The organism is Paenibacillus silvestris (genome assembly GCF_009882985.1).
Taxonomy (GTDB): Bacteria; Bacillota; Bacilli; order Paenibacillales; family NBRC-103111; genus Paenibacillus_E; species Paenibacillus_E silvestris.
The window spans coordinates 78,346-101,783 of the sequence record NZ_WTUZ01000014.1; the positions used below are offsets into that span (position 1 = coordinate 78,346).

28 protein-coding genes are annotated in these 23,438 nt (G+C 48.7%); 13 read left to right on the forward strand and 15 right to left on the reverse strand.

Annotated features, from left to right (window positions below):
* Position 1 precedes the first annotated feature (1 nt).
* From GQF01_RS10155 to GQF01_RS10165, 3 genes are read right to left on the reverse strand one after another with little or no spacing between them, the layout of a single operon-like run.
* Complete coding sequence (locus GQF01_RS10155; RefSeq protein WP_145669074.1) at positions 2-466, reverse strand: PspC domain-containing protein; 465 nt, start codon at positions 464-466, stop codon at positions 2-4.
* On the reverse strand, positions 435-1,130 hold the full coding sequence (locus tag GQF01_RS10160; protein ID WP_161406676.1) for a PspA/IM30 family protein: 696 nt from the start codon (positions 1,128-1,130) through the stop codon (positions 435-437). The genes GQF01_RS10155 and GQF01_RS10160 overlap by 32 nt, the downstream gene beginning before the upstream one ends.
* A gap of 38 nt (positions 1,131-1,168) precedes the next feature.
* Entirely contained in the window at positions 1,169-1,465 is a 297-nt protein-coding gene (locus tag GQF01_RS10165) for a LiaF transmembrane domain-containing protein (RefSeq protein ID WP_145669081.1), read from the reverse strand.
* A gap of 213 nt (positions 1,466-1,678) precedes the next feature.
* On the opposite strand from GQF01_RS10165, the gene GQF01_RS10170 reads away from it, so the two are divergent.
* Entirely contained in the window at positions 1,679-1,909 is a 231-nt protein-coding gene (locus tag GQF01_RS10170) for a spore germination protein (protein ID WP_145669084.1), read from the forward strand.
* Positions 1,910-2,133: 224 nt separating this feature from the next.
* Here the strand turns inward: GQF01_RS10170 and GQF01_RS10175 are convergent, their stop codons facing one another.
* From GQF01_RS10175 to GQF01_RS10185, 3 genes are read right to left on the reverse strand one after another with little or no spacing between them, the layout of a single operon-like run.
* Complete coding sequence (locus tag GQF01_RS10175; protein ID WP_161406677.1) at positions 2,134-2,817, reverse strand: hypothetical protein; 684 nt, start codon at positions 2,815-2,817, stop codon at positions 2,134-2,136.
* Positions 2,814-3,710, reverse strand: coding sequence for an ABC transporter ATP-binding protein (locus GQF01_RS10180; RefSeq protein ID WP_202556239.1), 897 nt, complete (start codon positions 3,708-3,710; stop codon positions 2,814-2,816). Before GQF01_RS10180 ends, GQF01_RS10175 begins: the two co-directional genes overlap by 4 nt.
* Entirely contained in the window at positions 3,710-4,078 is a 369-nt protein-coding gene (locus GQF01_RS10185) for a GntR family transcriptional regulator (RefSeq protein WP_161406679.1), read from the reverse strand. Before GQF01_RS10185 ends, GQF01_RS10180 begins: the two co-directional genes overlap by 1 nt.
* A gap of 256 nt (positions 4,079-4,334) precedes the next feature.
* On the opposite strand from GQF01_RS10185, the gene GQF01_RS10190 reads away from it, so the two are divergent.
* Positions 4,335-5,294, forward strand: a complete 960-nt coding sequence (locus tag GQF01_RS10190; RefSeq protein WP_268894346.1) for a metallophosphoesterase family protein — start codon at positions 4,335-4,337, stop codon at positions 5,292-5,294.
* A 57-nt stretch (positions 5,295-5,351) separates the two neighbouring features.
* On the opposite strand, the gene GQF01_RS10195 is transcribed toward GQF01_RS10190, so the two are convergent.
* The 3 genes from GQF01_RS10195 to GQF01_RS10205 form a co-directional block, all read right to left on the reverse strand.
* Positions 5,352-6,446 (reverse strand): hypothetical protein, encoded by a 1,095-nt coding sequence (locus GQF01_RS10195; protein WP_161406681.1) that lies wholly within the window; start codon positions 6,444-6,446, stop codon positions 5,352-5,354.
* A 705-nt stretch (positions 6,447-7,151) separates the two neighbouring features.
* Entirely contained in the window at positions 7,152-8,675 is a 1,524-nt protein-coding gene (locus GQF01_RS10200; RefSeq protein ID WP_161406682.1) for a sensor histidine kinase, read from the reverse strand.
* Positions 8,672-9,355, reverse strand: a complete 684-nt coding sequence (locus tag GQF01_RS10205; protein ID WP_145669100.1) for a response regulator transcription factor — start codon at positions 9,353-9,355, stop codon at positions 8,672-8,674. The genes GQF01_RS10200 and GQF01_RS10205 overlap by 4 nt, the downstream gene beginning before the upstream one ends.
* A gap of 241 nt (positions 9,356-9,596) precedes the next feature.
* Here GQF01_RS10205 and GQF01_RS10210 point away from each other — a divergent pair, with 241 nt between their 5' ends.
* Both GQF01_RS10210 and GQF01_RS10215 read left to right on the forward strand, forming a co-directional pair.
* Positions 9,597-10,478, forward strand: a complete 882-nt coding sequence (locus GQF01_RS10210; protein WP_161406683.1) for an FAD:protein FMN transferase — start codon at positions 9,597-9,599, stop codon at positions 10,476-10,478.
* A 156-nt stretch (positions 10,479-10,634) separates the two neighbouring features.
* Positions 10,635-11,891 (forward strand): BaiN/RdsA family NAD(P)/FAD-dependent oxidoreductase, encoded by a 1,257-nt coding sequence (locus GQF01_RS10215; protein WP_161406684.1) that lies wholly within the window; start codon positions 10,635-10,637, stop codon positions 11,889-11,891.
* A 342-nt stretch (positions 11,892-12,233) separates the two neighbouring features.
* Here the strand turns inward: GQF01_RS10215 and GQF01_RS10225 are convergent, their stop codons facing one another.
* From GQF01_RS10225 to GQF01_RS10240, 4 genes are all read right to left on the reverse strand, one after another.
* Positions 12,234-13,589, reverse strand: a complete 1,356-nt coding sequence (locus GQF01_RS10225; RefSeq protein WP_161406686.1) for a dicarboxylate/amino acid:cation symporter — start codon at positions 13,587-13,589, stop codon at positions 12,234-12,236.
* Positions 13,590-13,767: 178 nt separating this feature from the next.
* A complete protein-coding gene (locus GQF01_RS10230; protein WP_161406687.1) occupies positions 13,768-14,604 on the reverse strand; it encodes a hypothetical protein in 837 nt (278 codons plus the stop codon).
* A gap of 192 nt (positions 14,605-14,796) precedes the next feature.
* Complete coding sequence (locus GQF01_RS10235) at positions 14,797-15,204, reverse strand: hypothetical protein (RefSeq protein ID WP_161406688.1); 408 nt, start codon at positions 15,202-15,204, stop codon at positions 14,797-14,799.
* Positions 15,205-15,274: 70 nt separating this feature from the next.
* Positions 15,275-16,114 carry an inositol monophosphatase family protein gene (locus tag GQF01_RS10240; RefSeq protein WP_161406689.1) on the reverse strand — a complete coding sequence of 280 codons (840 nt, stop codon included), beginning with the start codon at positions 16,112-16,114 and terminating at the stop codon, positions 15,275-15,277.
* Positions 16,115-16,282: 168 nt separating this feature from the next.
* Between GQF01_RS10240 and GQF01_RS10245 the strand changes: the two genes are divergently transcribed.
* Complete coding sequence (locus GQF01_RS10245) at positions 16,283-17,248, forward strand: aldolase catalytic domain-containing protein (RefSeq protein ID WP_161406690.1); 966 nt, start codon at positions 16,283-16,285, stop codon at positions 17,246-17,248.
* 110 nt (positions 17,249-17,358) lie between these two features.
* On the opposite strand, the gene GQF01_RS10250 is transcribed toward GQF01_RS10245, so the two are convergent.
* Positions 17,359-17,682, reverse strand: a complete 324-nt coding sequence (locus GQF01_RS10250; RefSeq protein ID WP_161406691.1) for a hypothetical protein — start codon at positions 17,680-17,682, stop codon at positions 17,359-17,361.
* Between the two features lie 200 nt (positions 17,683-17,882).
* On the opposite strand from GQF01_RS10250, the gene GQF01_RS10255 reads away from it, so the two are divergent.
* The 3 genes from GQF01_RS10255 to GQF01_RS10265 all read left to right on the forward strand — a co-directional run bounded on the left by GQF01_RS10255 (position 17,883) and on the right by GQF01_RS10265 (position 20,723).
* Positions 17,883-18,638, forward strand: a complete 756-nt coding sequence (locus GQF01_RS10255) for a response regulator transcription factor (RefSeq protein WP_161406692.1) — start codon at positions 17,883-17,885, stop codon at positions 18,636-18,638.
* The gene (locus GQF01_RS10260; RefSeq protein ID WP_161406693.1) at positions 18,635-19,996 is read left to right on the forward strand and encodes a sensor histidine kinase; all 1,362 of its coding nucleotides are present in this window, start codon (positions 18,635-18,637) and stop codon (positions 19,994-19,996) included. The genes GQF01_RS10255 and GQF01_RS10260 overlap by 4 nt, the downstream gene beginning before the upstream one ends.
* Positions 19,997-20,201: 205 nt before the next feature.
* Positions 20,202-20,723 (forward strand): C40 family peptidase, encoded by a 522-nt coding sequence (locus tag GQF01_RS10265; protein ID WP_161406694.1) that lies wholly within the window; start codon positions 20,202-20,204, stop codon positions 20,721-20,723.
* A 186-nt stretch (positions 20,724-20,909) separates the two neighbouring features.
* Here GQF01_RS10265 and GQF01_RS10270 read toward each other — a convergent pair whose 3' ends face one another.
* Entirely contained in the window at positions 20,910-21,368 is a 459-nt protein-coding gene (locus tag GQF01_RS10270) for an Hsp20/alpha crystallin family protein (RefSeq protein WP_161406695.1), read from the reverse strand.
* Positions 21,369-21,503: 135 nt separating this feature from the next.
* On the opposite strand from GQF01_RS10270, the gene GQF01_RS10275 reads away from it, so the two are divergent.
* From GQF01_RS10275 to GQF01_RS10295, 5 genes are read left to right on the forward strand one after another with little or no spacing between them, the layout of a single operon-like run.
* Entirely contained in the window at positions 21,504-21,731 is a 228-nt protein-coding gene (locus GQF01_RS10275; RefSeq protein ID WP_145667755.1) for a spore germination protein, read from the forward strand.
* A gap of 35 nt (positions 21,732-21,766) precedes the next feature.
* On the forward strand, positions 21,767-21,976 hold the full coding sequence (locus GQF01_RS10280; RefSeq protein ID WP_161406696.1) for a spore germination protein GerPB: 210 nt from the start codon (positions 21,767-21,769) through the stop codon (positions 21,974-21,976).
* Between the two features lie 48 nt (positions 21,977-22,024).
* The gene (gerPC, locus tag GQF01_RS10285) at positions 22,025-22,759 is read left to right on the forward strand and encodes a spore germination protein GerPC (protein WP_161406697.1); all 735 of its coding nucleotides are present in this window, start codon (positions 22,025-22,027) and stop codon (positions 22,757-22,759) included.
* Between the two features lie 5 nt (positions 22,760-22,764).
* Entirely contained in the window at positions 22,765-22,944 is a 180-nt protein-coding gene (locus GQF01_RS10290) for a spore gernimation protein GerPD (protein WP_161406852.1), read from the forward strand.
* Entirely contained in the window at positions 22,945-23,409 is a 465-nt protein-coding gene (locus GQF01_RS10295; protein ID WP_235959364.1) for a spore germination protein GerPE, read from the forward strand.
* Positions 23,410-23,438: the final 29 nt, after the last annotated feature.

Genomic DNA, 23,438 nt, shown 5'->3' on the forward strand with positions numbered 1-23,438 from the left:
TTTACACGTCTCCTTTTTTAATATCAATTGGTTGTTGTTCAAAACGAGCGACTTTGGCTCTTAATTCTTCCACTTCTCTTTGCAAAGCTTTCTTCTCAATATCTTTCATCATTTCATCGATGTTGTTCGTGTTTTTGCTTGCCTCATAAGCAGCGTTATAACCTGCGTGATGCGGAGGTACGTGACCTGGGTGCGGCTTATGCGCCGCCGTGTTCCAACCACCATTGTACGGAGGGCGGGAATACGAGCCCGCATACGGATCAAACGGTGGATGGTCGTAGCCAGGTTCCTTCGGGATCACAATAGCGGCGATAAAGTAGATGAAAATGACCGTTCCACCTGTAAAAAATGTCGTGATGACCACTAGCAGTCTTAACAGCGTTGCATCAACGTTCATAGCCTCGGCGAGTCCACCGCAAAGACCTGTTACCTTTTTATCTCTTCGTGAGCGGTATATTTTGCTCATGATTGTTTGCTCCCTCCTGATTCAGCCTACTCCGTAGGGCTTCAAGCTCAGCGTCTACTGCCGGATTCCCCGCACCGTAATAGCTTTCGCGGCCCATACGACGTACATCTCGGAGCGTTCTTGCATGAAGCTCCATATCGGATACGCGCTCTTCCAAGCGACCGAACATCCGTGGTGACGCATCCTGCGACACACTGCTGCGAGCATGTAATCTTTGCTGCAAGCGAGCGGATTCCATTCGTGCTAGGTAATAGCTGCGTTTATCTGCCACTTCTTTGTAATCTGCTTTAAGCTGCTGCAGCTCTTCATCCAAGTCTAGGATGGATTGCTTGGCTTGCTCATACAATTCGCGATATTGCTCGCTTTTCTCCTCAGCTTGCAGTTTCTCTTGAAGCACGATGCGTGCCATATGTTCTTCGCCGGCCTTCAAAGCCAGAAGCGCTTGATTCTCACGCTTCTCTTTGGTTTCTAATGCCGTCAAATATTGCTGCCGTAGCGAAGCTGCGTGAGTGACGCATTGCTGGTACAGCCTCTCGGATTGCTGAAGCTGTTCGCGCTGAGCAGCTAAGTATTGGTCGATCAAGCGAACCGGATCTTCGGACCGTTCCAAATGTTCATTCAGGGATGCTACGGTAATGTCTCTCATACGCCTTAATAGGCTCATCTCTCATACCACCTTTTCCACTCTGTTTTTCCAACCTATTAAACGGTTCTTCTTGTCAACATCGAAACCCCGTAACCAATCAATCCAATCGCCAGAAGAATAATGATCCAGCCCGCTAACTTGCTGACCAGGATGATACCTCCGATCCCTGCAATTAGCCAACCGAATTTATTGCCATTCTGAATGCCAATATATCCTAGACCGACCATACCAATCGGAATTAGGTATCCCATCACCGAACCAATAAAGGGTCCCATGTGAAGTCCCAGTTTGTTAAGCAGAATCAGCGCGCCGAACGCGATTAGCAGAGCGGCTAAGCCTGTATTTCTTTTCATGATTTCGTCACCGCCTTTCGTTATGTGCTGTGCTCTTGTTCATGTCTTTATTCTAGGTAAAATCGAGCCTTTCCAAAACGGACCGTGGACGGTATTTCATACTAGACCTTAGTCGGGGCGCTTCTACGACCTCTGTTCGGAGCATAAATATCGCGGTGGCAGATAGGCTTCCGTGTACATACAATAAAAGTGATTGGGAAGGGGGCCGAACCAATGCCTTCAGTGGTCTATGGCGGTGTCAAAATTCTAAGTGTGAACTCGGGTTCGAATGTCCAGTTTGGTGATACCGCCTTAATACGGCTATCGAGTAATTCCAAGATTTATGCGGGCGCCAACTCATTTTCCCCGGGGGATAGCTTCGGAAGTGTTCAGAACGTTCTTAACGGCAGTGCCAACACGGTTGATCCGGATCTCATCGATACGAATACCAATAATGTGGTGTAACGCAAAATGAACCCAGGAACAAGATCCCGGGTTCATTTCTTTTTCATTTTGACTGGCGTGGGAACTACGTTCCGCTATTCGTGCCCATTTCAGCCAAATTCAAACTATTGAGGGCAAATAAGACCATGTAGTCCCCTCTGCGTCTAAAATCAGCTGATTTGGCTCAAATAACGCCCTGTAGTTCCCCATCATCCTTCACATCTTAGCTGAAAGAGTAAATCCTACTAAGCTGCTGCCCTGCGCAACAAGCCATATGCGGCTAGTAAATAAACAGCAAGCAAAGGTACCATCCACCAAAATAACTCTAGATAATGATGGACGACCCAGGACGAAATACTTCCCCACATGCCAAACTGGGATAGTAACATAGATCCTCCAGTACCTATTAGAAGCGCTACAACGAAGAAAATTATCATGCCTAACGCTCCGAAACGTCTATGAATACTGGAAATAGCAAAACCGAGAAAGTACATTTGCAGCAGGAGAATCAAATAGATACCGAAAACCGCGATAGGAGAGAGATCCCCCAAAAAGGCGACTTTGAAAATATGCAAACGAACGCCCCATCCACCTGTGCCTTCTTCAATTAATGCCAAAATTACCAACATCGCCGCTGTACAGACACTATAGAGGAAAGTTGTTAGAGCTGTTCCAACGAAATAATCCTTTCTTCGGATGCTGAGTCCCAGAGCAAATGGGAAGGTGTCCTTAAGGGTCACGGCGCCTGAAACTAATGTGTAAATAAATATTGAGAACAGGCCACCTGTATTCATAGTTTCTCCGTCGTTCAAGGACAGCGAAATGATATAGCTGATAACAAAGTTCAAACCAAGAATGATCCAAGGGACGATTAACCACGACATTTTATTCCTCATATGAAGCTTAATGACGTTATTTACTCGATTCATACCCGCTCAGACCCCTTTCCCGCAAGTGGTGTACGTGTCAGATGCACAATGAGCTGCTGCAGCGATACCGGCGCAAATTCCAGCCCCAGCGACTCAGCTTCTTTCCGTTCACGATCCGTTAAAGCCCCCAAGATCGTAGCCGTTGCAGCAGCACCGATGGACTGACGTTCGAGCACTTCCTTGCCTCTTGAGAACGCCTCTACCGCCGTAGCCAACCCAGATACTGTGCAAGCACGACCGCGCAGCGCATCCGCATCTTCATCAAGGATCAGCTTACCGTTATCAATCACCAAGATATGCTCAAGCAGACGGCTTACTTCATCAATCAAATGCGTTGAAAGAATCACCGTTCGTGGGTACTCCGCATAATCCTCCAGCAGACGGTCGTAGAATAAGGCTCTAGCCACGGCATCCAAGCCTAAATACGGCTCATCAAATATCGTAAGCGGCGCACGGCTAGCCAATCCAACCACAATGCCAACGGAGGAAAGCATCCCTCTGGACAACTTCTTAATTCTTCTTTTCAGCGGCAACCGAAAATCTTCAATGAGCGATTTGGCATACGCATCGTCCCAATCTGGATAAAGTGTCTTGGCAATCTCCATCACATCTGCGACACGATAGCTCTCCGGATATCTTTGACTTTCCTTAATGAAGCAAATTTGATTCAAAACACGGCTATTTTCAAACGGTTTTTCACCAAATACCTTCAACTCGCCGCTAGTTGAAAACTGCTGGGCTGAAAGGATATGCATGATCGTTGTTTTCCCAGCACCGTTTCTGCCTAGTAAACCATAGATTTTGTTCGCCTCTACCTTGAAGCTAACATGATCAACTGCTGTTACGTTCCCATAGGACTTCGTCAGCCCGTTTACTTCCACGATGTGGGTCATCACACTTTTCCTCCTCTTCGCACCATTTCAGTTAGCTGTTCTACCGTTATACCTAGCTTTTCAGCTTCTTTTACCATCGCCACGACAAACTGTTCATAAAATAATTCTTTTCTCTTCTCCATCAGCTTCGTTCGCGCTCCCTCCGCTACAAACATGCCAATCCCGCGTTTCTTATACAAAATGCCTTGGTCCACCAACAAATTAACACCTTTCGCCGCGGTCGCCGGATTAATTTGATAAAAAGCTGCGAATTGATTCGTAGAAGGTACCTGCGATTCCTCCGGCATTCTTGCCTCAATAATGTCATCTTCAATGCGTTCCGCGATCTGCACAAAAATCGGGCGGCTGTCATCCATCGTCAAACCCATTTCCTCACCACCAGATTGGTTAGTTACTCATGTAATTAACCATACAACCAAAGGACTTCATTGTCAACAGGCAGCGTGCAATTTGGGCACTCCTTCAAACATAAATCCCCTCCAAACTGGGAATACCACTAGAACAAACCGTCATCCACTACTCCCATGAGAGGTAAATCAGCCTATGTTTTTATCTAAAATACGACTAACCTTCGTTGCCCTGTTGCTTATATCAACGTCAGTTACCACCTATCGCGCGGAATCAATGGTACAAGAGGTGCAGAGCACTGGGGGCCAGCAAGCTGGAAACAGAACAAACGAGGCTCCCTCTGCCCTGCAGGGACCCCCGTTGTTTTCCTTCTCCGTGCTTAGTGATACTCATATCATGACCACGGATAACGTGTCTCAATTGCTGCTCAGTCGCGCGTTGGCGGATCACCACAAGCAACGCCCAGAGAGCAAGCTGCTCGTCCTCAACGGCGACCTGACGGGCGGCAGCGAGGGCGACTATCGCAGCTTGATGGGGCTGCTCAGCAGCCAGCCGCATGCCCCTGTGCACGCGACCATGGGCAACCACGACTACTACGGCGTATGGCGTACGCCAGAGGGTGGCATGGATACATCGAAGATGAATCCAGCCTGGTCCAGTAAGCAAGCGGTCGCGTTATTCGACCGCGTATGGGGCTACGATAAGCCGTATCACGAGCTTATCGTGGAGGGCTACCGCTTCCTCTTCCTTAGCGGGGAAGCGTATCGTGACGTGAACGCCTCCAATAAGGAGGATGCGTTCCTCTCGGCCGAGCAGCTCACTTGGCTGCGCGACAGGCTTACGGCCGCGGGCACGGCGGATGCCGGCAAGCCCGTGTTCGTGTTCCTCCATCAGCCGCTGCCGCAGACGCTGGATGGCACGGATCGGGAGCTGGGCGTCGTCCAGCACCAGGAACTGCGGGAGCTGCTCGATGCGCACCCGAATGTTATTTTGTTCAGCGGCCATACCCACTGGAACCTGGAGACAACCAACCAAGTCAAGCAGCTGAAGTTTCTGGCCGCTTCCAGCGCCTCCATCCGCGAGGTATGGAGCGCTCAGAACGAGCCGGAGACGATTGGCGTCAGCCAGAGTCTCATCGTGGACGTCTACAAAGACCGCGTGGTTATCATGCGGCGTGAGCATACGACGAAGCGCTGGATTGAGCCTTCCATCGCCAAAGGCTACGACGTCAAATAAAAAAAGCCGCACTCCTATCCCCTATTATTGGGGGAAGGAGCGCGGCTTTTTATTCGATTAGTTCGTCGCTGCTGGAGCTTGCGCAGCTTCATCTTGCGAAGGTTTGCCTTTAGGGCCGAAGCCTTTTTGCTCGACTTGCTTTTTGATGCTATCTGTCATGCTGTCTTTGATTTTGCTGATCAGATCATCCTCGCTGATGCCTTTGGCAGAAGCCACTTCAGCAAGGGATTTCCCCGCTTCCAATTCGGTTCTCAGCTCTTCTTGCGTCATGCCCAGAATCTGTGTCAACGCTTCAGGGCTGCCGAAGAATCCAGGACCAAATCCGCCAGGACCGGGGTGATCGCCGCCTCTGCCTTCAGGACCGCCTTCAGGACGAGTGCTTTGCACTTCTTTCGTGATACGGTCGGATAGATCCGAAAGCATTTTATCCGCTTGCTCTTGCGTCAGCTTGCCAGCCGTAACTTCCGCGTTGATCGCCGTTGTTTCAGCAGCCACTAGCTTCGCTACGAAATCTGCTTCTGTCAGTCCTTTTTCAACCGCGAATGCGGATAATGTTTTGCCTGCCTTTAATGCTTCATGCACAGCACTTGGCTCAACACTAAGGATAGTTGCTGTTTGCTCAAGTAGTTTGTCGCCGCCATGCCCTTTGCCGCCTCGGTCACCGCCTGGGAAGCCACCTCGGAAGCCGCCTTTGAAACCAGTGCCATCGATTTGTTTCGTCAATTGGTCAGAGAGACCACTCACAATCTTGTCTGCTTGCTCTTGTGTAAGTTTACCAGCCGTCACCTGAGCTGTGATTGATGTCGTCTCTGCTGCGACCAGTTTCTGCAGGTAGTCGGCTTTCGTCAAGCCCTTCTCTTCTGCGAATGCGGATAGTGTTTTGCCTGCTTTCAATGCTTCTTGCACTGCGCTTTCCTCAACACCCAGGATCGTTGCTGTTTCTTTCAGTACGTTTCCTCCACGGAAGCCACCGCGATCACCGAAATCTCTTCCGCCCTTGCCTGGACCTGCTTTATGAGTCATATCGTTGGCGGAAGTGCTTGTTGGCGTAGCTGCAAATGCTTGATTATGTAGGGCTCCAACAAAACCGACACCAAGTACAAAAGAAGCGATTAATGAACCTGTAAGAATTTTTCTGGAGATAGTTTTCATCGTTTGTTCCACCTTTTCTTTCAATTATTTTTGTTTGTTCCTTACAAAACCAAGTATAGATGCCTAACCTGAATTTGATCTGAGTATAAACTGAAGGTTAGTTGAGAGGTTTCTGAGAATTGGCTGAAAAAGGAAACTCCTTGGGACGAGCGCATGGAGAGCTAATTGGTGGGTTTATGGGACTCTGACTTGTTAGCTACTATTGGCGGGGTTATGGGACTCTGACTTGTTAGCTACTATTGGCGGGGTTATGGGACTCTGACTTGTTAGCTACTATTGGTGGGCTTATTACTTTAACTAGTTAGCTGCTATTGGTGGGTTTATTACTTTAACTAGTTAGCTACTATTGGTGGGGGCATGTTACTTCAACCACCAAGTTACCACTAGCATCTCTGTGGGCTAACGGACTGAGGTGACTCTATTTGCTGTTTTGGGGATAGGATTTTCGTCTAACGGACTCACGAGTCGCTAATGGCTATAAAATTGCCTAAAACTACGACAAATCACTAGATAACAGCTCCTGAGTCCGTTAGCCTCCAAATTCAGCTGAATTTGGCAATATAACGGCTTCTGAGTCCGTTAGAAGTGCTGCCGTCGAGAGAGAGGGGCGCGGCCTGGGTTGAGCTTGGGCTCCTGTTCGGCCTCAGCCTCCAGCCAATCCCCCAAAAGCAAAAAACCTACCCCGGCATCCGCCGAGATAGGTTCTCATTTCACCCCAGGGAGGATCACCTTAAAGGTGGTTCCCTCCCCAACAATACTATGCACTTCAATCAATCCGCCGTGGAGCTGGACTATCGAATGTGTGATCGATAAGCCCAGACCAGCGCCGCCGCTCCGTCTTGCACGCGAGGTATCGATACGGTAAAACCGGTCAAACAGATGAGGAAGATGTTCAGGGGCAATCCCCTCCCCATTGTCATGGATGGCAATTTCCACGCCAGTTGGCGTCTGCGCTAGTGTAAGCCCGACCTGCCCGGTCATCGGGTGCGTATGCTGCACAGCATTGTGGAACAGGTTAAGCACAACCTGCTTGATTTTATCCGGATCATACAGACATCGGGTCTGGCGGGCTAAGTGGAAAGTAACTTTCCTGTCTCCTGCCAGTAGACGAAGCTGAGGCTCCATCTCATGAAGCATCTCATCCAGCACTCCTTCTGTCTTCTGAAAAGTGGGTGAACGGTCAAGCCGCGCCAGCAGAAGGAGGTCCTCGACCAGCTTGTTAATTCTCACAGACTCCCCATGCATGCTCTTCAATGCTTTCAGCAATGGTTCCGGCTGCTGATACGCTCCACGAAGCAGCACCTCTAGGAAGCCGTGTATAGACGTAAGCGGTGTGCGAAGCTCATGCGAAGCATCTGCCGCAAAACGGCGCATCTGCTCCTTCGCTTCCTTTTCCGCCTCAAAAGATACCTCCAACCGTTCTAGCATCCCATTAAATGAGGCGGCCAGACGATCCATTTCCAACTGTCCTTGATGTGCGGGGAACCGTTCGTTCAGGTTACCTGCATCAATCTGCTTGACCGTATCCACCATGTTGGAGAGCGGAACCAGCGTTCGGCGTAAGACGGGAAGGAAGCCCAGAAGACCAAACACCATCGCTAACAAAGATAGAAAAATAAAGGTCAGCAGCTGCTGCACCAGCACATCCCGAATCGGCGCAACACTGGTGCTAGCTTGAATAATGCCCTGAAATCCAGGCCCACCGGGGCCGCCCCGGGATCGTTCTGGCTCTCCGCCAATCTGATGAAAAACGACTAGCTGATCATTGCCGCTTTCATCTTTGATGATGCGGTGTTCTAGCTTCATCTTCTTCTTTGCCAGAAGACTCAGATATTCCTCTTGGCTTAATTGGGGAGTGGGCTGCTCAAAAGGTGAAGAGATCAGCTTATAATTTCCTTTGTCATCAATAAAAGCAATGGATAATTCCGATACGAAAATCCGCTCCTGCTCGCCCGTTAAACCAGGACGGTTATCACGGTTTGAGGGAAACACGGGATTTTGCCCCTCTCCAGCTCCCAAGCCCAGACGCAGCATATTCGGCGGCAGCGCAGCAAGTTGGTTGCGGATCGTCTCCGCTTTGTTTTGATACATGAAACGTTGCATAACCACATACTGAAACACACCAATGAGCAGCAGCAGCACGGACAGCACCAGTAAGGTCCTAGAAAGCAGTTGAAATTTCAGAGAGCCCGTCACAAAAAGATCGGCAAACCGGCCCTTCCTTTTCATGTCAAATCCATCCGGTAGCCGGCCCCGCGAATCGTGCGAATCAGCTTATGCTCCTTATCGTTCAGCTTATCGCGCAGAGACCGAATGTACACCTCCACGATGTTCTCTTCGCCTCCAAAATCGTAGCCCCAAACTTTATCGAGAATCATCGATTTGCTGAGCACAAGCCCATGGTTAATTGCCATAAATTTAAGCAGCTCATATTCGGTTGGGGATAGCTCCAGCACTTTGTCATGCAGGCTAATCTCTTTGCGCCGGTCATCCATACGAAGGGGTCCAATCACAACCTCGCCGAACAAATTCGGAAAATGATTGCGGATCCGCGCATAAATGCGGGCAAGCAGCTCCTCAAAGCTGAACGGTTTGACCATATAATCGTCCGCGCCGATGGTAAGTCCCTTGACGCGGTCATCGATTTCGTCCTTGGCTGTCAGCATGATAACGGCGACATTTTCCGTCTTTTTGATCATACGGCAAACTTCGAATCCGTCCATTCCTGGCATCATCACATCCAAAATCGCGATATGCGGCTGAAATTTATTGCACGTCGTGATGGCAGAAAGGCCATCCGATGCGGTCATGACCTCAAAGCCTTCATTCGTCAGGCCTAATTCTAAAAATTCCAAAATATGAGGCTCGTCATCTACGAGCAGAATTTTGATTCCTTTTAACTGGCGCATGGGGTTGTTCCTCCCGGGTTCAATTCGATACAGACATTTTCTATAGTCAGTATCCCATATCCTGCCTAAAAGCAACCTGAGCAAAAGCTGAAAGGTTGCTGAATACTTTTGCCGCCAGACCCCAAATCCGCGTGAATCTGAACTTTTCAGTAATTTTTCAGCTAACTATCAATTGAATCTCAGGTAACACTTCTATAATGAAATCATCAAAGTAAGGACACAAAGAAAAGAGGAAACACTTATGGAGCCATTTGCCCCTTCCTTCCATTCGTTCCATTTCCAATCGCTCAGATCTGAGATCGAATTATTGCTCCGCTGTGACGATCAAGAACGCACACTCATTACTAAATTAACCGATGATTGGTTTCGCAATGTCGACAAGCGGTTCAGCCCCGCTCTTGCTGACAGTGAAATCTCTCTGCTTAATACATTAGCTGGGGAAAACTGCATGGTTTCTAATACGATGTTGGAGGTGCTTTTTTTAGCTGAAATGTACCAAGCTGTGACTGATGGCTATTATCATCCTCTCCATGCGAATGGTCTAAGTGCCGCCGCCCTTCTGGAATGGGAAGTAGATCCTTCTACGAAATCGATTAAGCTCCCCTACAATGCCAACATTCAATTGAGAGGGCTGGAGCAGAGTTGGGCGGTCAAGCGATTAGCTGAATATATGCGAAAAAAGCTTTCCCTGGAGCAAGGACTAATTCTCGCGGGAGGAGAAATCACCGTCTGGGGGCGAAACACACAGGGAACAGATCCTTGGATTATCGGTATTCAAAATCCCTGGCATGATAGCGCCAAACTTGGCGCCATCGCTTTACCCGAGGGTTCCCTATCTACGTACAGCCGATTCGAAGAACCGGACGCAGGCTCCGCCCATGATGTCGTGCAGTGCACGGTTGCCGGCCAAGATCTTGTGGAATGCCAGGTGTGGGCTAGGACGCTTGCACAACTTGGAGTGAAGGAAGGGCTGGCGCTGCTGGCCAAACGCACTTCCGTATGTGAAGCAATCGTGGTCACTGCCGAGCAGGAACTTCACTATTTCGGAAAAAAAGCCTCTCTCCACCGAAGATGGCTGGATATGCGAATTGATCATTATCACTTCCAGGATAAGGTATCGTAAGGGCTTGGAACCTTTATCCACAAACTTGCGCACATTATCCACAATATTAAGATGATTTACCCACAAATATGATTATTTTATTCACAAGTTATCCACAGGTTGTTAGTAAGAACGAAAACATGATACAATTTTTCAAAAATGAACTAGAGGTATCGTATGAAGTATGATGTCATTGTCATCGGCGGAGGCTCGGCTGGCCTCATGGCCAGTATTGCCGCAAGCCGCCAAGGTGCGAAGGTTCTCCTCCTCGACAAAGGGGATAAACTCGGCCGCAAGCTTGGCATCTCCGGGGGCGGCAGGTGCAACGTAACGAATAACAAAGACATGGATGAGCTTATTCAGCATATCCCGGGCAACGGGCGCTTCCTATATAGTGCTTTGACGCAGTTCGGCAACAAGCACATTATCGATTTCTTTGAAAGTCTCGGAATCCGTCTGAAAGAGGAGGATAACGGACGTATGTTTCCCGTCAGCGACAAGGCCAAAACCGTCGTAGACGCGTTGGTCGGCCAAGTTCGCTCGCAGGGTGTGGAGATCCGGACGAACAGTCCGGTCAAAAGGGTCCTGTTCCAGGACGGCAGCGTCCAAGGCGTCCAGCTCCACTCCGGCGAGAAGATGGACAGCCGTGCTGTCATCATCGCCTCGGGCGGATGCTCTGTTCCGCATACAGGCTCCACGGGAGACGGGTATGCGTGGGCTGAGGCGGGCGGGCATACGATCACGCAGCTTTTCCCCACCGAGGTGCCGCTGACCTCGAAGGAAGCTTGGATCCGCAGCCGCGAGCTGCAGGGGCTTTCTCTGCGGGATGTGACACTTTCCGTGTGGAACGCCAAAGGAAAGGCTGTCATCTCCCACCGTGGGGACATGCTGTTCACACACTTCGGGCTATCTGGCCCGATTGCCCTGCGCTGCAGCCAGTTCGTCGTTAAGGAACTAGCCAAAACCGAGCGCAAGGAAGTTCTGCTCACCGTAGATCTCTTCCCTGATCTGAGCATGGACGAGCTGTACAAAGAAAGCATGGCGCTCACGAAAGCTGAGGCCAAGAAAGCAATCAAGAACGTGCTGAAGCCTCTCCTTTCCGAGCGTCTGATTCCTATGCTGCTGGAGCGTTCCGGTCTGGACGAGCAGCTTACACATGACAACATTCCGAAGCAGAAATGGCTCGATATGTGCAAGCTGATGAAGGCTTTTCCCGTGCATATACACGGGACGCTTTCCATTGAAGAAGCCTTCGTTACGGGCGGCGGCGTGCATCTCAAAGAAGTCGACCCCAGCACGATGGAGTCGAAATTGGTGAATGGACTTTACTTCTGCGGAGAAGTCCTTGATATTCACGGCTATACAGGCGGTTATAACATCACCGCTGCTTTCTCTACCGGCTTTATGGCCGGCCAGAATGCCGCGCAGCAGTAGACACGTAGGTGCCGGAAAATTAACGCCGATTACTCCTGCTATTTTCAGCAATTTGCTCCACTTTTGCAGCAGTAACTGGAATTTCTACCGCTAATATCGGCATATCCAGCAGGGTTTGGGTTGCTAACGGAGATTTAGCTGGAGGTTCTACCGCTATTTCGTTCCCTGCCAATCAGTAGCGCTGAGTAACGGTAGTTAATCCTGTTAATTACCTGGATTGGCTTAACTGCCCTACCAAGCCATGGCTTGCTTGAAATAACGCGAGGATTTCCCGTTCATACATCCAATCAAAAAGGACCCGCATCCCATGGATGCAGGTCCTTCGTCTTTTTAAAAGAGAGATTAAGCTGTTGCCAATTCGAGGTCATCTTCCTCGTCACGATCAAATGCCGCGCGGTCGAATTCGCCCTCGGACTCAGCTACAAGCAAAGCTGTAACTGTTGTACCAGTCGCGTTAACGGCTGTACGACCCATGTCGATCAGCGCCTCAACGCCAAGTACAAGACCCATACCTTCCAAAGGCAAACCAAGAGCTGTCAAGACAACTGTCGTCGAAATCGCAGCAGGTCCCGGAACACCGGCAACACCGATGGAGGAAATTACGCTTACTAAGATAAGGATGAAATAGTCAGATCCGCTAAGCGGCAAATTGTAAACCTTCGCTACGAAAATCGCTACAACCGCTGGCCACACACCGCCGCAACCGTTGAAGTTCATTGTCGCGCCGAGTGGTGCTACGAAGCTGGCAATACGCGGTGAGATGCGTAGACGCTTCGTGATTACTTCCAAGTTCACTGGCAGCGTTGCATAGCTGCTTCGTGTTGTGAATGCGACTGCGATTGTCGGGTACGCTTTTTTGAAAAACTTAATAGGGTTAACCTTCGCTACCAGAAGGACCAAACCACCGAAAATCAATACGAAGTGAATAATAAGTGCTACATAAGAAGTTAGGATAATTTTGGCAAGAGGAGCAAGAGTATCTAGGCCATATTTCGCCGCCATACCTGCAATCAATGCATATACACCATAAGGTGTCAGACGAATAACATACTTAACTACTTGGTGAATCACTGCTGTCGCTGATGTAATGAACGATTTAACAGCTGCAACGCTCTCAGGCTTCTTGGAACCAACGTGTACAATAGCTACAGCCACGAAGATTGCGAAGATTAGAACGGGTACAACTTTTCCTGTCGCCATATCGTTAATCGGGTTGGACGGCACCAGATCCAGAATAACTTGGGAGAACGTCGGAATTTCTTTTGCTTTAAAATCTTTCGGCACAGCCTGCGCAATCCCGTTACCCGGATCGAACGCCAGCGCAATAAGCAAACCAATCACGGATGCGATCCCTGTTGTTAGTAAGAACCAACCGATCGTTTTCAAACCTAATTTACGAAGCTGACCAAGACTGGATAAAGAAGAAATACTATTAATAACTAAGATAAGGACCAGAGGCATTACGAGCATTTTGATCAAGTTAACATAAATCGTTCCGATCGTGCTTACACTTTTGAACTCCAAATGCAATTGGTTAAACGCTACACCGGCGACTAGACCAAGACCTAACCCGATGAAAACGCGGTTACCAAAGCTTACTCTTTTTCTCCCCAAGAAAACGAGCAAACCAATAATTAATATTGATACGACTAAGCTGACCCAGTTCGATGACAATGCGGTAACTAGGTTATTTTTCACTAGAATCATCTCCTTAATTCCTACGAGCTTACTTGGTTTAATGGAATTAGAATATGACATTAGAAGTTACATGTCAATGGTTAATTTAAAAAAACATAAAAAAACCGAACTTTACACTCATAATCACGAGGTAAAATGCGGTTTTTTCGCACAATATTTAGGAACTTACGAACGAAATTTACATTGTATGCTGATCATGTACGACAGCCACCAAAACCCACTGCCCACCTGCGTTCTCGAATACGAGCCTTAAACTGGTCCAGTCCATCCCTTGATATTGCGGATCTAGTCCAGGAAAATGATACTCCACCGTAATATAGGTCGACGTCGGATAAATGCTGAACACATTATTAATCATGTTTCCTTTTCCAAGAATCATGTTGTAACTGATTTGCGGCGCTGCTGCAAAGTCTTGATTATAGACGAATTTATCCCAATAATCCGGAAAAGTAAGATCAATTGGATCGCCAGATCCGTCGTATTCCCCCCAGTGCGTGGTACTGGTATTCGCCCAAAGTGCAGCTAGTCCGCTGCCCATGACCTGAACATCACTGGCAGTATGAATGTAGGAATACGGCGAGAATTGCACGCCTTTCTTCGGATGTATCAACTCGGCAAGCTTCGCCATGTCATGCTCTTTCAGCACTTTTATCGTTTCCTTGGCACGCTGCTCGATCGCTTTCTTGGCGTCGGCTTCTTTGGCATATGAGGTTGAAGTTGGCATAGTAGAAGGAGCAGTGTTGGTTGCTGGTGATGAAGTAGAAATCGGACTGGACGTTGCGCTGCTTGTGTTTGTATGAGTGGAGTTAGTGGTTGGTTTGGGAGATGAACTTGCTGTTGAACTCACTGTTGAACTCACTGTCGAGCTTGCTGTCGAACCAACGGATGAGCTTTGGCTCGGAAGCACTTCCGCACTCGCATTAGCGCTGCTGCTCGTTGCCTGCTCATGCACACATCCTGACATCACACATGCTAACGCTGTTACCAGAACAATCCCTGTCATGCGTCCTCCCATATGACCCACTCCCCTATATTCCTTCTAACTACCAGACGCTTTCAAACCTTCAAATGTTACAAAACCTGAAGCATCTACAATAATAAGGCGTTTGCCTTTCAGGTAGTCGAAAAGGGCTCGCCCTTATGGACAGCCCCAATCTACTTCTCTTAACTCCGACTTATAAGCTTGTGTGACAAGACAACCTCGCCTTCAGATCCGAATCCCGGCGCTGAAGTGATTGTAGTCGTCAGAGGACGGGTCAAAAGCTGCCTCTTCCTCGCTCGGCACAGTATCCGCATCACGGGACGAAGCGTAGTTGTCAGGCCAATCCTCATTCACGGTGTGAGCCGGGATGCGGATGGAGCCCTCCAGATCATACGCCATAGCGTAGGTATCTGGCTCAGACTGCGTAGGCTGCCGTTCCACTAGACGGCCGCCGTGTGATTGCGCGATTTCGAGCGCTGAGGTCATCTCCTGGTCGTCGAGATGGATGTGCAGCGTCGTCCGTTCTCCTTCCAGCAGCTCAGGCTTATAGCCAAGCTCCTCCAGGGTATCCAGCGCAAGCAGCGCATCCCGCTCCTTATCAAAACCAAAAAAGATAGGAACAAAGTTCTTCATCGCATGGCATCCTTTCTTCCTCCAAATGAAAAGTCTGCCATTAGCTTCTGCAACTTGTTCCTTACCTATTCTACTTCATCGCTTCTTGGACGAATTTGAGCAGCTCCGCATGGTATTCAGGCACAGCGGCAACGATGTAAGCCGCCTTCCCGTGCTCAGCCTCGGCGCCTGAAACCTGCGCTCCGCCCAACAGAGCAAGCGGATTCCCCTCATAATCCGTCACCTTCACGCCTGCCTCCTGCGCTAACAGCAAGCCCGCGTACAAATCCTCTCCTTCGGAGTTGTACAGGACAATGCCGTGCAGGTCTCCTCTAGCAAGCATCGCCCAAGTCAAAGACGGTGCCCACATGCGCAGCACTCTTTTCACCGAATGCTCGAGATGATGCCGGAGTCTTAGCGCCCCCTGATCATCTTTGCCGACCGCATGGCCCTGAATCCATGAAATGGTGGATTTGACAAGTGCTCCGCTAGGCTTAGCCTCAAGCTTCGTCCCATCCTGCCATGCGCCTTCTCCCTGCAAGGATGAATAATTAAGCCCGAGCGCCGAATCGTGGATTACGCCGAGTACAACCTGGCCCTGATAGCTGAGCGAGATAGAAACTCCGTAAAGCGGTATCCCCAGAGCGAAATTATTCGTTCCATCCAGCGGATCAACGTGCCAGACCCATTCACTTGCCGCACCGCCTTCACCAGCTTCTTCACTATAGATACGATGGGTTGGAAATACCGCCATGATCTCATCCACAATGAGGCGATCCGCCTTCACATCAACCTCGGTTACCAAATCACCTCGCTCATCCTTGTGCTGTATATGCAACTTGCTGCCAAAGTGCTCTCTTGCCAGCTCCCCCGCCTTGGACGCTGCTTTCACAGCAACTTCTCTAGCTAATGTCCACTCATTTCGATTCATATCCTGAGGCCCCTTTGCACAAACATTCTTAGATGTAACCATTTTACCATATGTTCCCTAGGAAAGTTGCCTTGTGTGAAGCCCTCTGCATTGACAAGCTACCTCTTCATAAGTGATAATATAGCAAAATCTTAAGCGATATAAGCAGTCGAAAGGGGCATTACGAGCATGGTAAAGCATCATCAACACAAGATTTTGGATTGCACGATTCGGGACGGCGGTTTGGTGAACGATTGGGATTTTAGCGTGGAGTTTGTCCAAGACATGTATCGCGGCTTAAGTGCAGCCGGCGTAGAGTATATGGAGATTGGCTACAAGAACTCGGAAAAGCTGCTGAAAGGCGGAGCATCCGGTCCATGGAGATTTTTGAATGAGTCTTTCCTGCGTGATGTCATTACCAAAAAGACAGATACGAAGCTATCTGCGCTTGTAGATATCGGCCGTGTCGATGAGAAAGACATTTTACCACGTGAAGACAGCTTACTTGATCTAATTCGCGTTGCTTGTTACATCAAAGATGTGGACAAAGGTCTTGAGCTTGTTCAAAAGTTCAACGACATGGGTTATGAAACGTCCCTAAACATTATGGCGCTTTCCCACGTGATGGAAAATGAGTTGATCGAAGCTTTCGAAGAAATTAACAAAAGCCCCGTTGACGTTGTCTACATCGTAGACTCCTACGGCAGCATGGCTCCTAAGGATATTGATTACCTGGTAACGAAATTCCAACGCCTGCTTCCTGAGAAAGAGCTTGGCCTGCACATGCATAACAACATGCAGCTTGCTTTCGCTAACACAATTACTGGCGCATCCAGTGGTGTAACCTACTTGGATTCCTCCGTGTACGGCATGGGCCGCGCCGCAGGAAACTGTACGACTGAATTGCTGCTTAGCCATTTGAAAGGCGCACGCTACGATATTCGTCCTGTACTCGAAATCATTGAGAAACACATGATCACGATGCGTGAGAAATGGGATTGGGGTTACCTCATCCCTTACATGGTCGTAGGTGCACTCGATGAGCACCCACGTACAGCCATGGCGCTACTTAGCTCTGCGGAAAGAAATAACTTTGTTGATTTCTATGACCGTTTGACTTCCGTTGAAACCGTGCCTGCTTCTCACAAAGGCTAATTCATTCGCACTAAGAAACCCCTTGTCAGCTTATTCCCAAGGCATTGCCTGCGGAAAGCAACAAGGGGTTTTTCATTGTTTTCATCGTTTTCGTATGACCACGAAACAGGTTACTTGATAATTTTGGCTGACACCACATAATCCTCGGCAAATTCCCGGTCAATAAGGAAAGTGAAGTCCTCTTCCTCGCGGCGGGCGCTCCCCCTTTTACGGAACACCTCGATATATTCACTGTCAATGAGCTGCGTGCAGTCCTCGTCCGTATAAATCAGGCCGCCGTCCAGCCGTTTGATCGCTTCAACCATCACTTCACGCGACTTTAATCCGCCCTCGATTTGTACATAAACTCTCCCTATCGCATCTTGATCCTGCAGCAAAATCACTACTTTCTGAACAGCTTTGGCGTGCACTCTTTTATTTGGCGATATGCTCATCTGTTTGGCTCCTTTATCAGCATTCTCTGTGCTAGTTTATGTCACGGAGGCCAAACGCGGACTAGGCTAATGAACACACTATGAAAGACTGGGCAGCGAGGAACTGAGCACTCATGTATGTAAACGTGCCTTACCTGAGAAACTAAGACGATGAATTGATGCCGCTGTTCTGGCGGAGCTGGGAGTGAACATTTTTCCGAATGAGCCGCATATTGCTGATTGAGGACGAAGAACGTATCGCCCGGGTGCTGAAGCTGGAGCTTGAGCATGAGGGCTATGAAGTACATACAAAGTCAGATGGCCGCGCAGGACTGGATGCTGCCTTGTCAGGAACTGAATGGGATCTTATCTTGCTCGACGTAATGCTGCCGGAACTTAACGGTCTAGAAGTGCTGCGCCGTGTACGCCAGGTTAACGCTATATTGCCTATTATTCTGCTGACTGCCAGGGATGCTGTGTTGGACAGGGTTAGCGGGCTTGATCAAGGGGCTAACGACTATGTGACGAAACCTTTTGCCACGGTTGAACTGTTAGCACGAGTTCGCAGCTTGCTTCGGCAGCGTAATCTGCAGGACCAGCCGGCCGAGCAGCCTCATTTGCTGAAAATTGATGATTTAACTATGGACTTGAAAAGTAGATCCGTAGTCCGCGAGGGAACTACTATTGAGCTAACCCCGACGGAGTTTGAGCTGCTGCGTTTCCTGATTCAACATCAAGATGAAGTCATGACGAGGGAACAAATTATTTCCGAGGTTTGGGGATATGATTTTGTAGGGGATACGAACGTCGTTGACGTCTATATTCGTTATCTACGGCAAAAAGTGGACAAACCTTTTTCCTCCAAGCTGATACAAACGATCCGGGGAATCGGTTATTTGATCAAGGTTGATTCGGCGCAAGCATCCAGAGATACAGAGGAAACATCAGGTGCTGCTCCCAAAGAGAAACCCTTATGAGTCTTAAGCTGAAAATTACACTAGGCGTTACTGTCGGTCTCATGCTGATCCTTTTTATCAGCTTTACCTTTGCTTACTACATGTTCATTCGGGTTACCACCAAAGGCGAAGCCGATTTGCTCAAAGAGAAGGCGAGATCGCTGCTGCTCAAAGACTTGCCCAATCATCCTGAGTATTGGAAGGACAATTCCCAGATGGAAGAACTCCTCATCCCCCAGGAAATGCTGCGCTATATCGGGCCGGATTCCAAGGTGATTTATCAAATCTTTTCCGATGAGACGCTAATTCGTTATCCCGTCACTTATGTGAACAAAGATACGATAACCGTAGAAACGGCTTCGGATGGCATCTATGTCTTTGTGAAAATGCCTGTTTTTAAAGAAGGCCATCAGATTGCCACGCTCGAGATCGGGCGCAGTCTGCGCAGATTGGGTCAATATGCGGACATGCTCATTTCTGTTCTCCTATTGACCTCCACGGGAACGCTGATTCTTGCTCTTATCGGGGGTTATTTCTATACGAACGTTCTCTTCCGCCCTCTTCAAGACTTCGTAGGTACGATGCAGAACATTGAGCAGAGCGGCTCCTTCCGGCATATTAACCTGCCAGCGAAAGCAACAAATGATGAATTGGTGATACTTGGCGCGACATTCAACCGAATGATCGACAGGCTGCAAGATATGTTTCAAAAGCAGGAGCAATTCGTGGCTGATGCTTCCCACGAGCTACGCACACCGCTGACCATCATTGAGAGCTACGCGAGCTTACTAAGAAGATGGGCTTTCCATGATGAAAAGCTGCGGGAAGAAGCGCTCGAAGCGATTATTTCCGAATCGGCTCAACTGAAGCAGCTTACGCAGAATCTGCTTTCTCTCACGGATCGGGACAACTGCGAGCAGGAGGTCGCCTTCGACCTGCTGCCTCTCGCCCGCCAAACCGCAGCTTCCCTTCGCATCACATCCGGGAGAGAGATTAAAGTGCAGCTCGCCTCGGACTGGCAAGAGCTTCTTATGATGGGTGACTCTTATAAAATTAAGCAGCTGCTCATTATCTTGTTAGATAATGCGCTGAAATATAGCCAGCAGAAGATCGTTATGTATATCGATCTCACGGATGATAATTGGGTCATTCTTAAAGTCATCGATCAAGGGATTGGAATTGCTGAAAGTGAGATCCCCCATCTCTTTGACAGGTTCTATCGCAGTGATAAAGCAAGGAACCGCAAGCAAGGCGGTGTCGGTCTGGGGCTGGCCATAGCCCTGCATATCGTACAGAAACATAAAGGCACTATTGAGCTCCAAAGCCGTTTGGGAGAAGGAACTACGGTGATCGTGAAGTTACCGGTAAATTGTCAATAAAAATATTTTAATACAATTTTCATCATTCTCTCAGAAAGCGAAGGAAAACCAGCAATAGCACGGTGAAAGGGCTTACATGTAAAATATTAGGATAATTTTCATATGCTATACTTGGGGCATGTCAAACGTAACAGACATAATGTCACTCAATGGATGAGTCTGGTGAAGCAGTATTAAACAACTAAGATTCTAGGAGGCTACCATGATGAATAAGCAAACTAACTGGTACAAGAAATTAGTCGTTACGGCGTTGACAGTATCCATAGGTCTCTCCGCGGGAATGATATCCGCACCTCATCAAGCTGACGCAGCCACAGTTTCAACCACTGCATCGTCGATTACAGCAACCTCCCGTGGCAGCAGCGTCATTAGTATTGGCCGAAACTACTTGGGAACGCCTTACCTGTTCGGTTCAAAATCAGGACAAACGAACACGTTCGACTGTTCATCCTTCACCCAATATGTATTCAAACGCGTAGGCGTCAACCTGCCGCGTACATCTAAAAGTCAAGCCCAGGTGGGCAGCTATGTATCCAGAAGCAATCTTCGCACTGGTGATCTCGTGTTTTTCTCGAATCCAGGCAAACCAGGCGTCATTAACCATGTTGCGATCTACATGGGTGGCGGGAACCTCCTGCAAACTTATGGAGCTGGCGGCGTACGCATTACGAACATGCATAGCGGGACTTGGTCATCCCGTTACATGACAGCTCGCCGCGTCTTGTAAGTTTTCAGAATGAGAAATAAGCCCCCGTAGTTCCCAGGAACCCAAAAACAACGTATATAAACCAAATCGCGCTACGCAGTTCCCCAGCGCATATGACTAACCAAAAACCGTTCTTTCGTAAGTTGGCGGGTACCCCGGGGTACACCACCAACTTACGATAGGAACGGTTTTTTTGCTCCGACGCTGCTAATAACGAATGTAGGCTTCCGTATAGTTCTCTTTTAAACCTCTTTTACGCACTTTTATCTGGAGTAAACGCTGCTTGTAACTAACTCTCGCTGATCTTGGAAGCACAAGCGTCGGAAATTTAATAATTCGGCCCTTACCGCTGGTGAACCCGGTCAGCTTCAACTGATTTGATTTTACAAACACGCGCAGTGCCCTTGGATCTTCGCCTTTGGCGATTTTTACTTTGATAATGACATGTTCATGCGTTTCAAAGATCTCTGCACCTGACGGTCCATGCGAAGAAATGCTTGCATCCATGCCCGGCATTGCTTTTTTCAGCATGTCCTGTACATATCCCTCAACCCACGTCATATTATCTAGAAAGGTCTGCCCTTTTTCAGCGAACGGCAGCTTTTGCCCGAGAAACTTCTCTACATGATCCCATTTCAGCCAAGGATGGCGATTCAACCCGCTCAAGCCTATCACCTCGTTTTCTCTTGCAGTATATGTGCCTATGCCCTGATGTGACACCAATCTGAAAAACAGATCACCTCTGGGCGAATACCCTCATATACTAAAGGTGTGAGAAGCCTGAAGTCAGGGAGGCCGAATATGCCGTCTATTGTAGGAAACGTGAAAATTATCAGCGTTGGTTCTAGCTCAGTTGTCCACTTCGGCGATACCTTCATCATCGCACCTACCAGTTCTTCCAAGACATTCGCAGGAGCAGGATCCTTTAATACGGGTGATTTCCCACGTGTCTATAATGCATACAGCACTACCATCACTAATGATTCGGATCTCATCGAAGCGAACGCCACCAGCGGAGTAATCGTCTAGCATGAGCGATGTCAAACACAGCGAGGTGTTCATCTATGAACATGATCATTCACCAAACCATCATGATTCAGCAGCTAAAAGTGAACTCCGTTGCCAACTCCTCTGTACTTCAAATCGGCACCGCAGGTTCTATTCGTTCCTTATCCAACTTGTATAATACAGGCGGTTTTGTTGAGCCTACGCCAGCGCTGGGTTCTAGTGATGTGAATCCCGTTTCCCTCGTTCGTTTACCGCCACCTACCTGATCGCCGCTATGAATGGTTCTCTAATGAAACCGGAAGGAGGTGCCATATATGCATAACTCAATCACGTGGCAGCAATGGGCTCAACAGCTTTCCGCCTATATTGAAATGCAGAAGCAGCGTATCGATAAATTGGAAGAAACCGTCACAAAACTGCAGGCTGATCTCGATGCTGTAAAAGTCCAAAAACGAGTCCATATCGATAAAATCGAATACAATTTCGACCAACTGAAAGTCGAGAAACTGGACGGAACCCTGACCATAGGCATCAGCCCGAGCTCGCTAGATAATGTCGACGACTTCACTGTCAATGGCGCCTCAGTGGGCAAGGATGCTGGGCAGAATCCCAATCAGAATCCTTTTGTCCAGGGACAAGGGACGGGGATGGGCCAAGGTCAGGGACAAGAATTCGGAATTGGACCTATGCAGACAGATAATATGAGAAAGCAGCAAGGCACGGAAGGGCCAGCCCACTCAGGAGCTGCGATGCAGCAGGACGTTTCGAAGGGGATAGCGCATTATCTGCAATATGGGTTCGAGTCCGATATGCTCAATCTGGAAAACAAATACCAGTACCACTTGGACGAAGATTACAAAGAACTTATCGTGGACGATATTCGCAAACAATTGGATGCTCGTATCCAGCATTATGTCAATCAATACCGCGGCGTAGGATTTAAAGAACCGATGGAAGCTGTAACGACCAGCATTATTGATAAAACAAAACAAGATATTATCAGCGCAGTTGAAAGCTACATATCCAGTCTGCCAAGAAATGAGGGCTAATTATGATGAACTTACATGTGGAAAATAAGCAAATTTTCGTAGGTGATGTACGCATCGTCGGGGTTTCAAGCTCCTCCGTTTTTCTTATCGGCGATACAGAGGTCATCTCCTTGTCTTCGATGTTCGACACACCTCCGGAATCCGTCATCATCTCGCCGTTCGTCCCGCTCCCGCCTGAGGTATAAATGATGGCGCGCCTCTCCATTGTCGGCTATGTCTATGTGATTGAAATTGGCGCAAGCAGTGTCATGCAGGTCGGAGATAACGTCACGACCACACTGGACACCAACGTCTTTGCCGTACAGCGCGAAGTTCCCATTTATTACGGAAATGAAGGCAGCTTCAAGGCTTATCCCTTCTATCAGCGACCTATTCCCACACCTCAACCACCGGAGCCATTTACAATGTGTGTGGATAACTTAGGCTCCTATATCCGGGTGCGGGGCATCAAAGTTCTAGGCGTTGGTTCGACCTCCGTGCTCCAGATTGGCAGCAACCGCCTGATCGGAAGCCAAGCCCGAATCAAAAACATCCGTCAATTCATTACCGACAAGCCCGGTCCTCATGGGAAGCAAACCTTTATCAAACTAGGCTCCGAGGATGTCATCGGCGACGTTCTGCCAGCTATCAAGCCGCCGCTTGGCTTGTAAAGTTTGCATACACACCAAAGAACCGCCCC

Coding starts and splice junctions, on each gene's coding strand:
- GQF01_RS10230 (WP_161406687.1), bottom strand. CDS start 14,604: ATGGGAGGACGCATGACAGGGATTGTTCTGGTAACAGCGTTAGCATGT.
- GQF01_RS10240 (WP_161406689.1), bottom strand. CDS start 16,114: ATGAATCGAAATGAGTGGACATTAGCTAGAGAAGTTGCTGTGAAAGCA.
- GQF01_RS10190 (WP_268894346.1), top strand. CDS start 4,335: ATGGTACAAGAGGTGCAGAGCACTGGGGGCCAGCAAGCTGGAAACAGA.
- GQF01_RS10295 (WP_235959364.1), top strand. CDS start 22,945: ATGATGGCGCGCCTCTCCATTGTCGGCTATGTCTATGTGATTGAAATT.
- gerPC (WP_161406697.1), top strand. CDS start 22,025: ATGCATAACTCAATCACGTGGCAGCAATGGGCTCAACAGCTTTCCGCC.
- GQF01_RS10205 (WP_145669100.1), bottom strand. CDS start 9,355: ATGCGCCAGTTAAAAGGAATCAAAATTCTGCTCGTAGATGACGAGCCT.
- GQF01_RS10155 (WP_145669074.1), bottom strand. CDS start 466: ATGAGCAAAATATACCGCTCACGAAGAGATAAAAAGGTAACAGGTCTT.
- GQF01_RS10255 (WP_161406692.1), top strand. CDS start 17,883: ATGAGCCGCATATTGCTGATTGAGGACGAAGAACGTATCGCCCGGGTG.
- GQF01_RS10160 (WP_161406676.1), bottom strand. CDS start 1,130: ATGAGCCTATTAAGGCGTATGAGAGACATTACCGTAGCATCCCTGAAT.
- GQF01_RS10210 (WP_161406683.1), top strand. CDS start 9,597: ATGGAGCCATTTGCCCCTTCCTTCCATTCGTTCCATTTCCAATCGCTC.
- GQF01_RS10165 (WP_145669081.1), bottom strand. CDS start 1,465: ATGAAAAGAAATACAGGCTTAGCCGCTCTGCTAATCGCGTTCGGCGCG.
- GQF01_RS10170 (WP_145669084.1), top strand. CDS start 1,679: ATGCCTTCAGTGGTCTATGGCGGTGTCAAAATTCTAAGTGTGAACTCG.
- GQF01_RS10215 (WP_161406684.1), top strand. CDS start 10,635: ATGAAGTATGATGTCATTGTCATCGGCGGAGGCTCGGCTGGCCTCATG.
- GQF01_RS10250 (WP_161406691.1), bottom strand. CDS start 17,682: ATGAGCATATCGCCAAATAAAAGAGTGCACGCCAAAGCTGTTCAGAAA.
- GQF01_RS10175 (WP_161406677.1), bottom strand. CDS start 2,817: ATGAATCGAGTAAATAACGTCATTAAGCTTCATATGAGGAATAAAATG.
- GQF01_RS10265 (WP_161406694.1), top strand. CDS start 20,202: ATGAATAAGCAAACTAACTGGTACAAGAAATTAGTCGTTACGGCGTTG.
- GQF01_RS10195 (WP_161406681.1), bottom strand. CDS start 6,446: ATGAAAACTATCTCCAGAAAAATTCTTACAGGTTCATTAATCGCTTCT.
- GQF01_RS10200 (WP_161406682.1), bottom strand. CDS start 8,675: ATGAAAAGGAAGGGCCGGTTTGCCGATCTTTTTGTGACGGGCTCTCTG.
- GQF01_RS10280 (WP_161406696.1), top strand. CDS start 21,767: ATGAACATGATCATTCACCAAACCATCATGATTCAGCAGCTAAAAGTG.
- GQF01_RS10235 (WP_161406688.1), bottom strand. CDS start 15,204: ATGAAGAACTTTGTTCCTATCTTTTTTGGTTTTGATAAGGAGCGGGAT.
- GQF01_RS10275 (WP_145667755.1), top strand. CDS start 21,504: ATGCCGTCTATTGTAGGAAACGTGAAAATTATCAGCGTTGGTTCTAGC.
- GQF01_RS10180 (WP_202556239.1), bottom strand. CDS start 3,710: ATGACCCACATCGTGGAAGTAAACGGGCTGACGAAGTCCTATGGGAAC.
- GQF01_RS10245 (WP_161406690.1), top strand. CDS start 16,283: ATGGTAAAGCATCATCAACACAAGATTTTGGATTGCACGATTCGGGAC.
- GQF01_RS10260 (WP_161406693.1), top strand. CDS start 18,635: ATGAGTCTTAAGCTGAAAATTACACTAGGCGTTACTGTCGGTCTCATG.
- GQF01_RS10290 (WP_161406852.1), top strand. CDS start 22,765: ATGAACTTACATGTGGAAAATAAGCAAATTTTCGTAGGTGATGTACGC.
- GQF01_RS10185 (WP_161406679.1), bottom strand. CDS start 4,078: ATGGGTTTGACGATGGATGACAGCCGCCCGATTTTTGTGCAGATCGCG.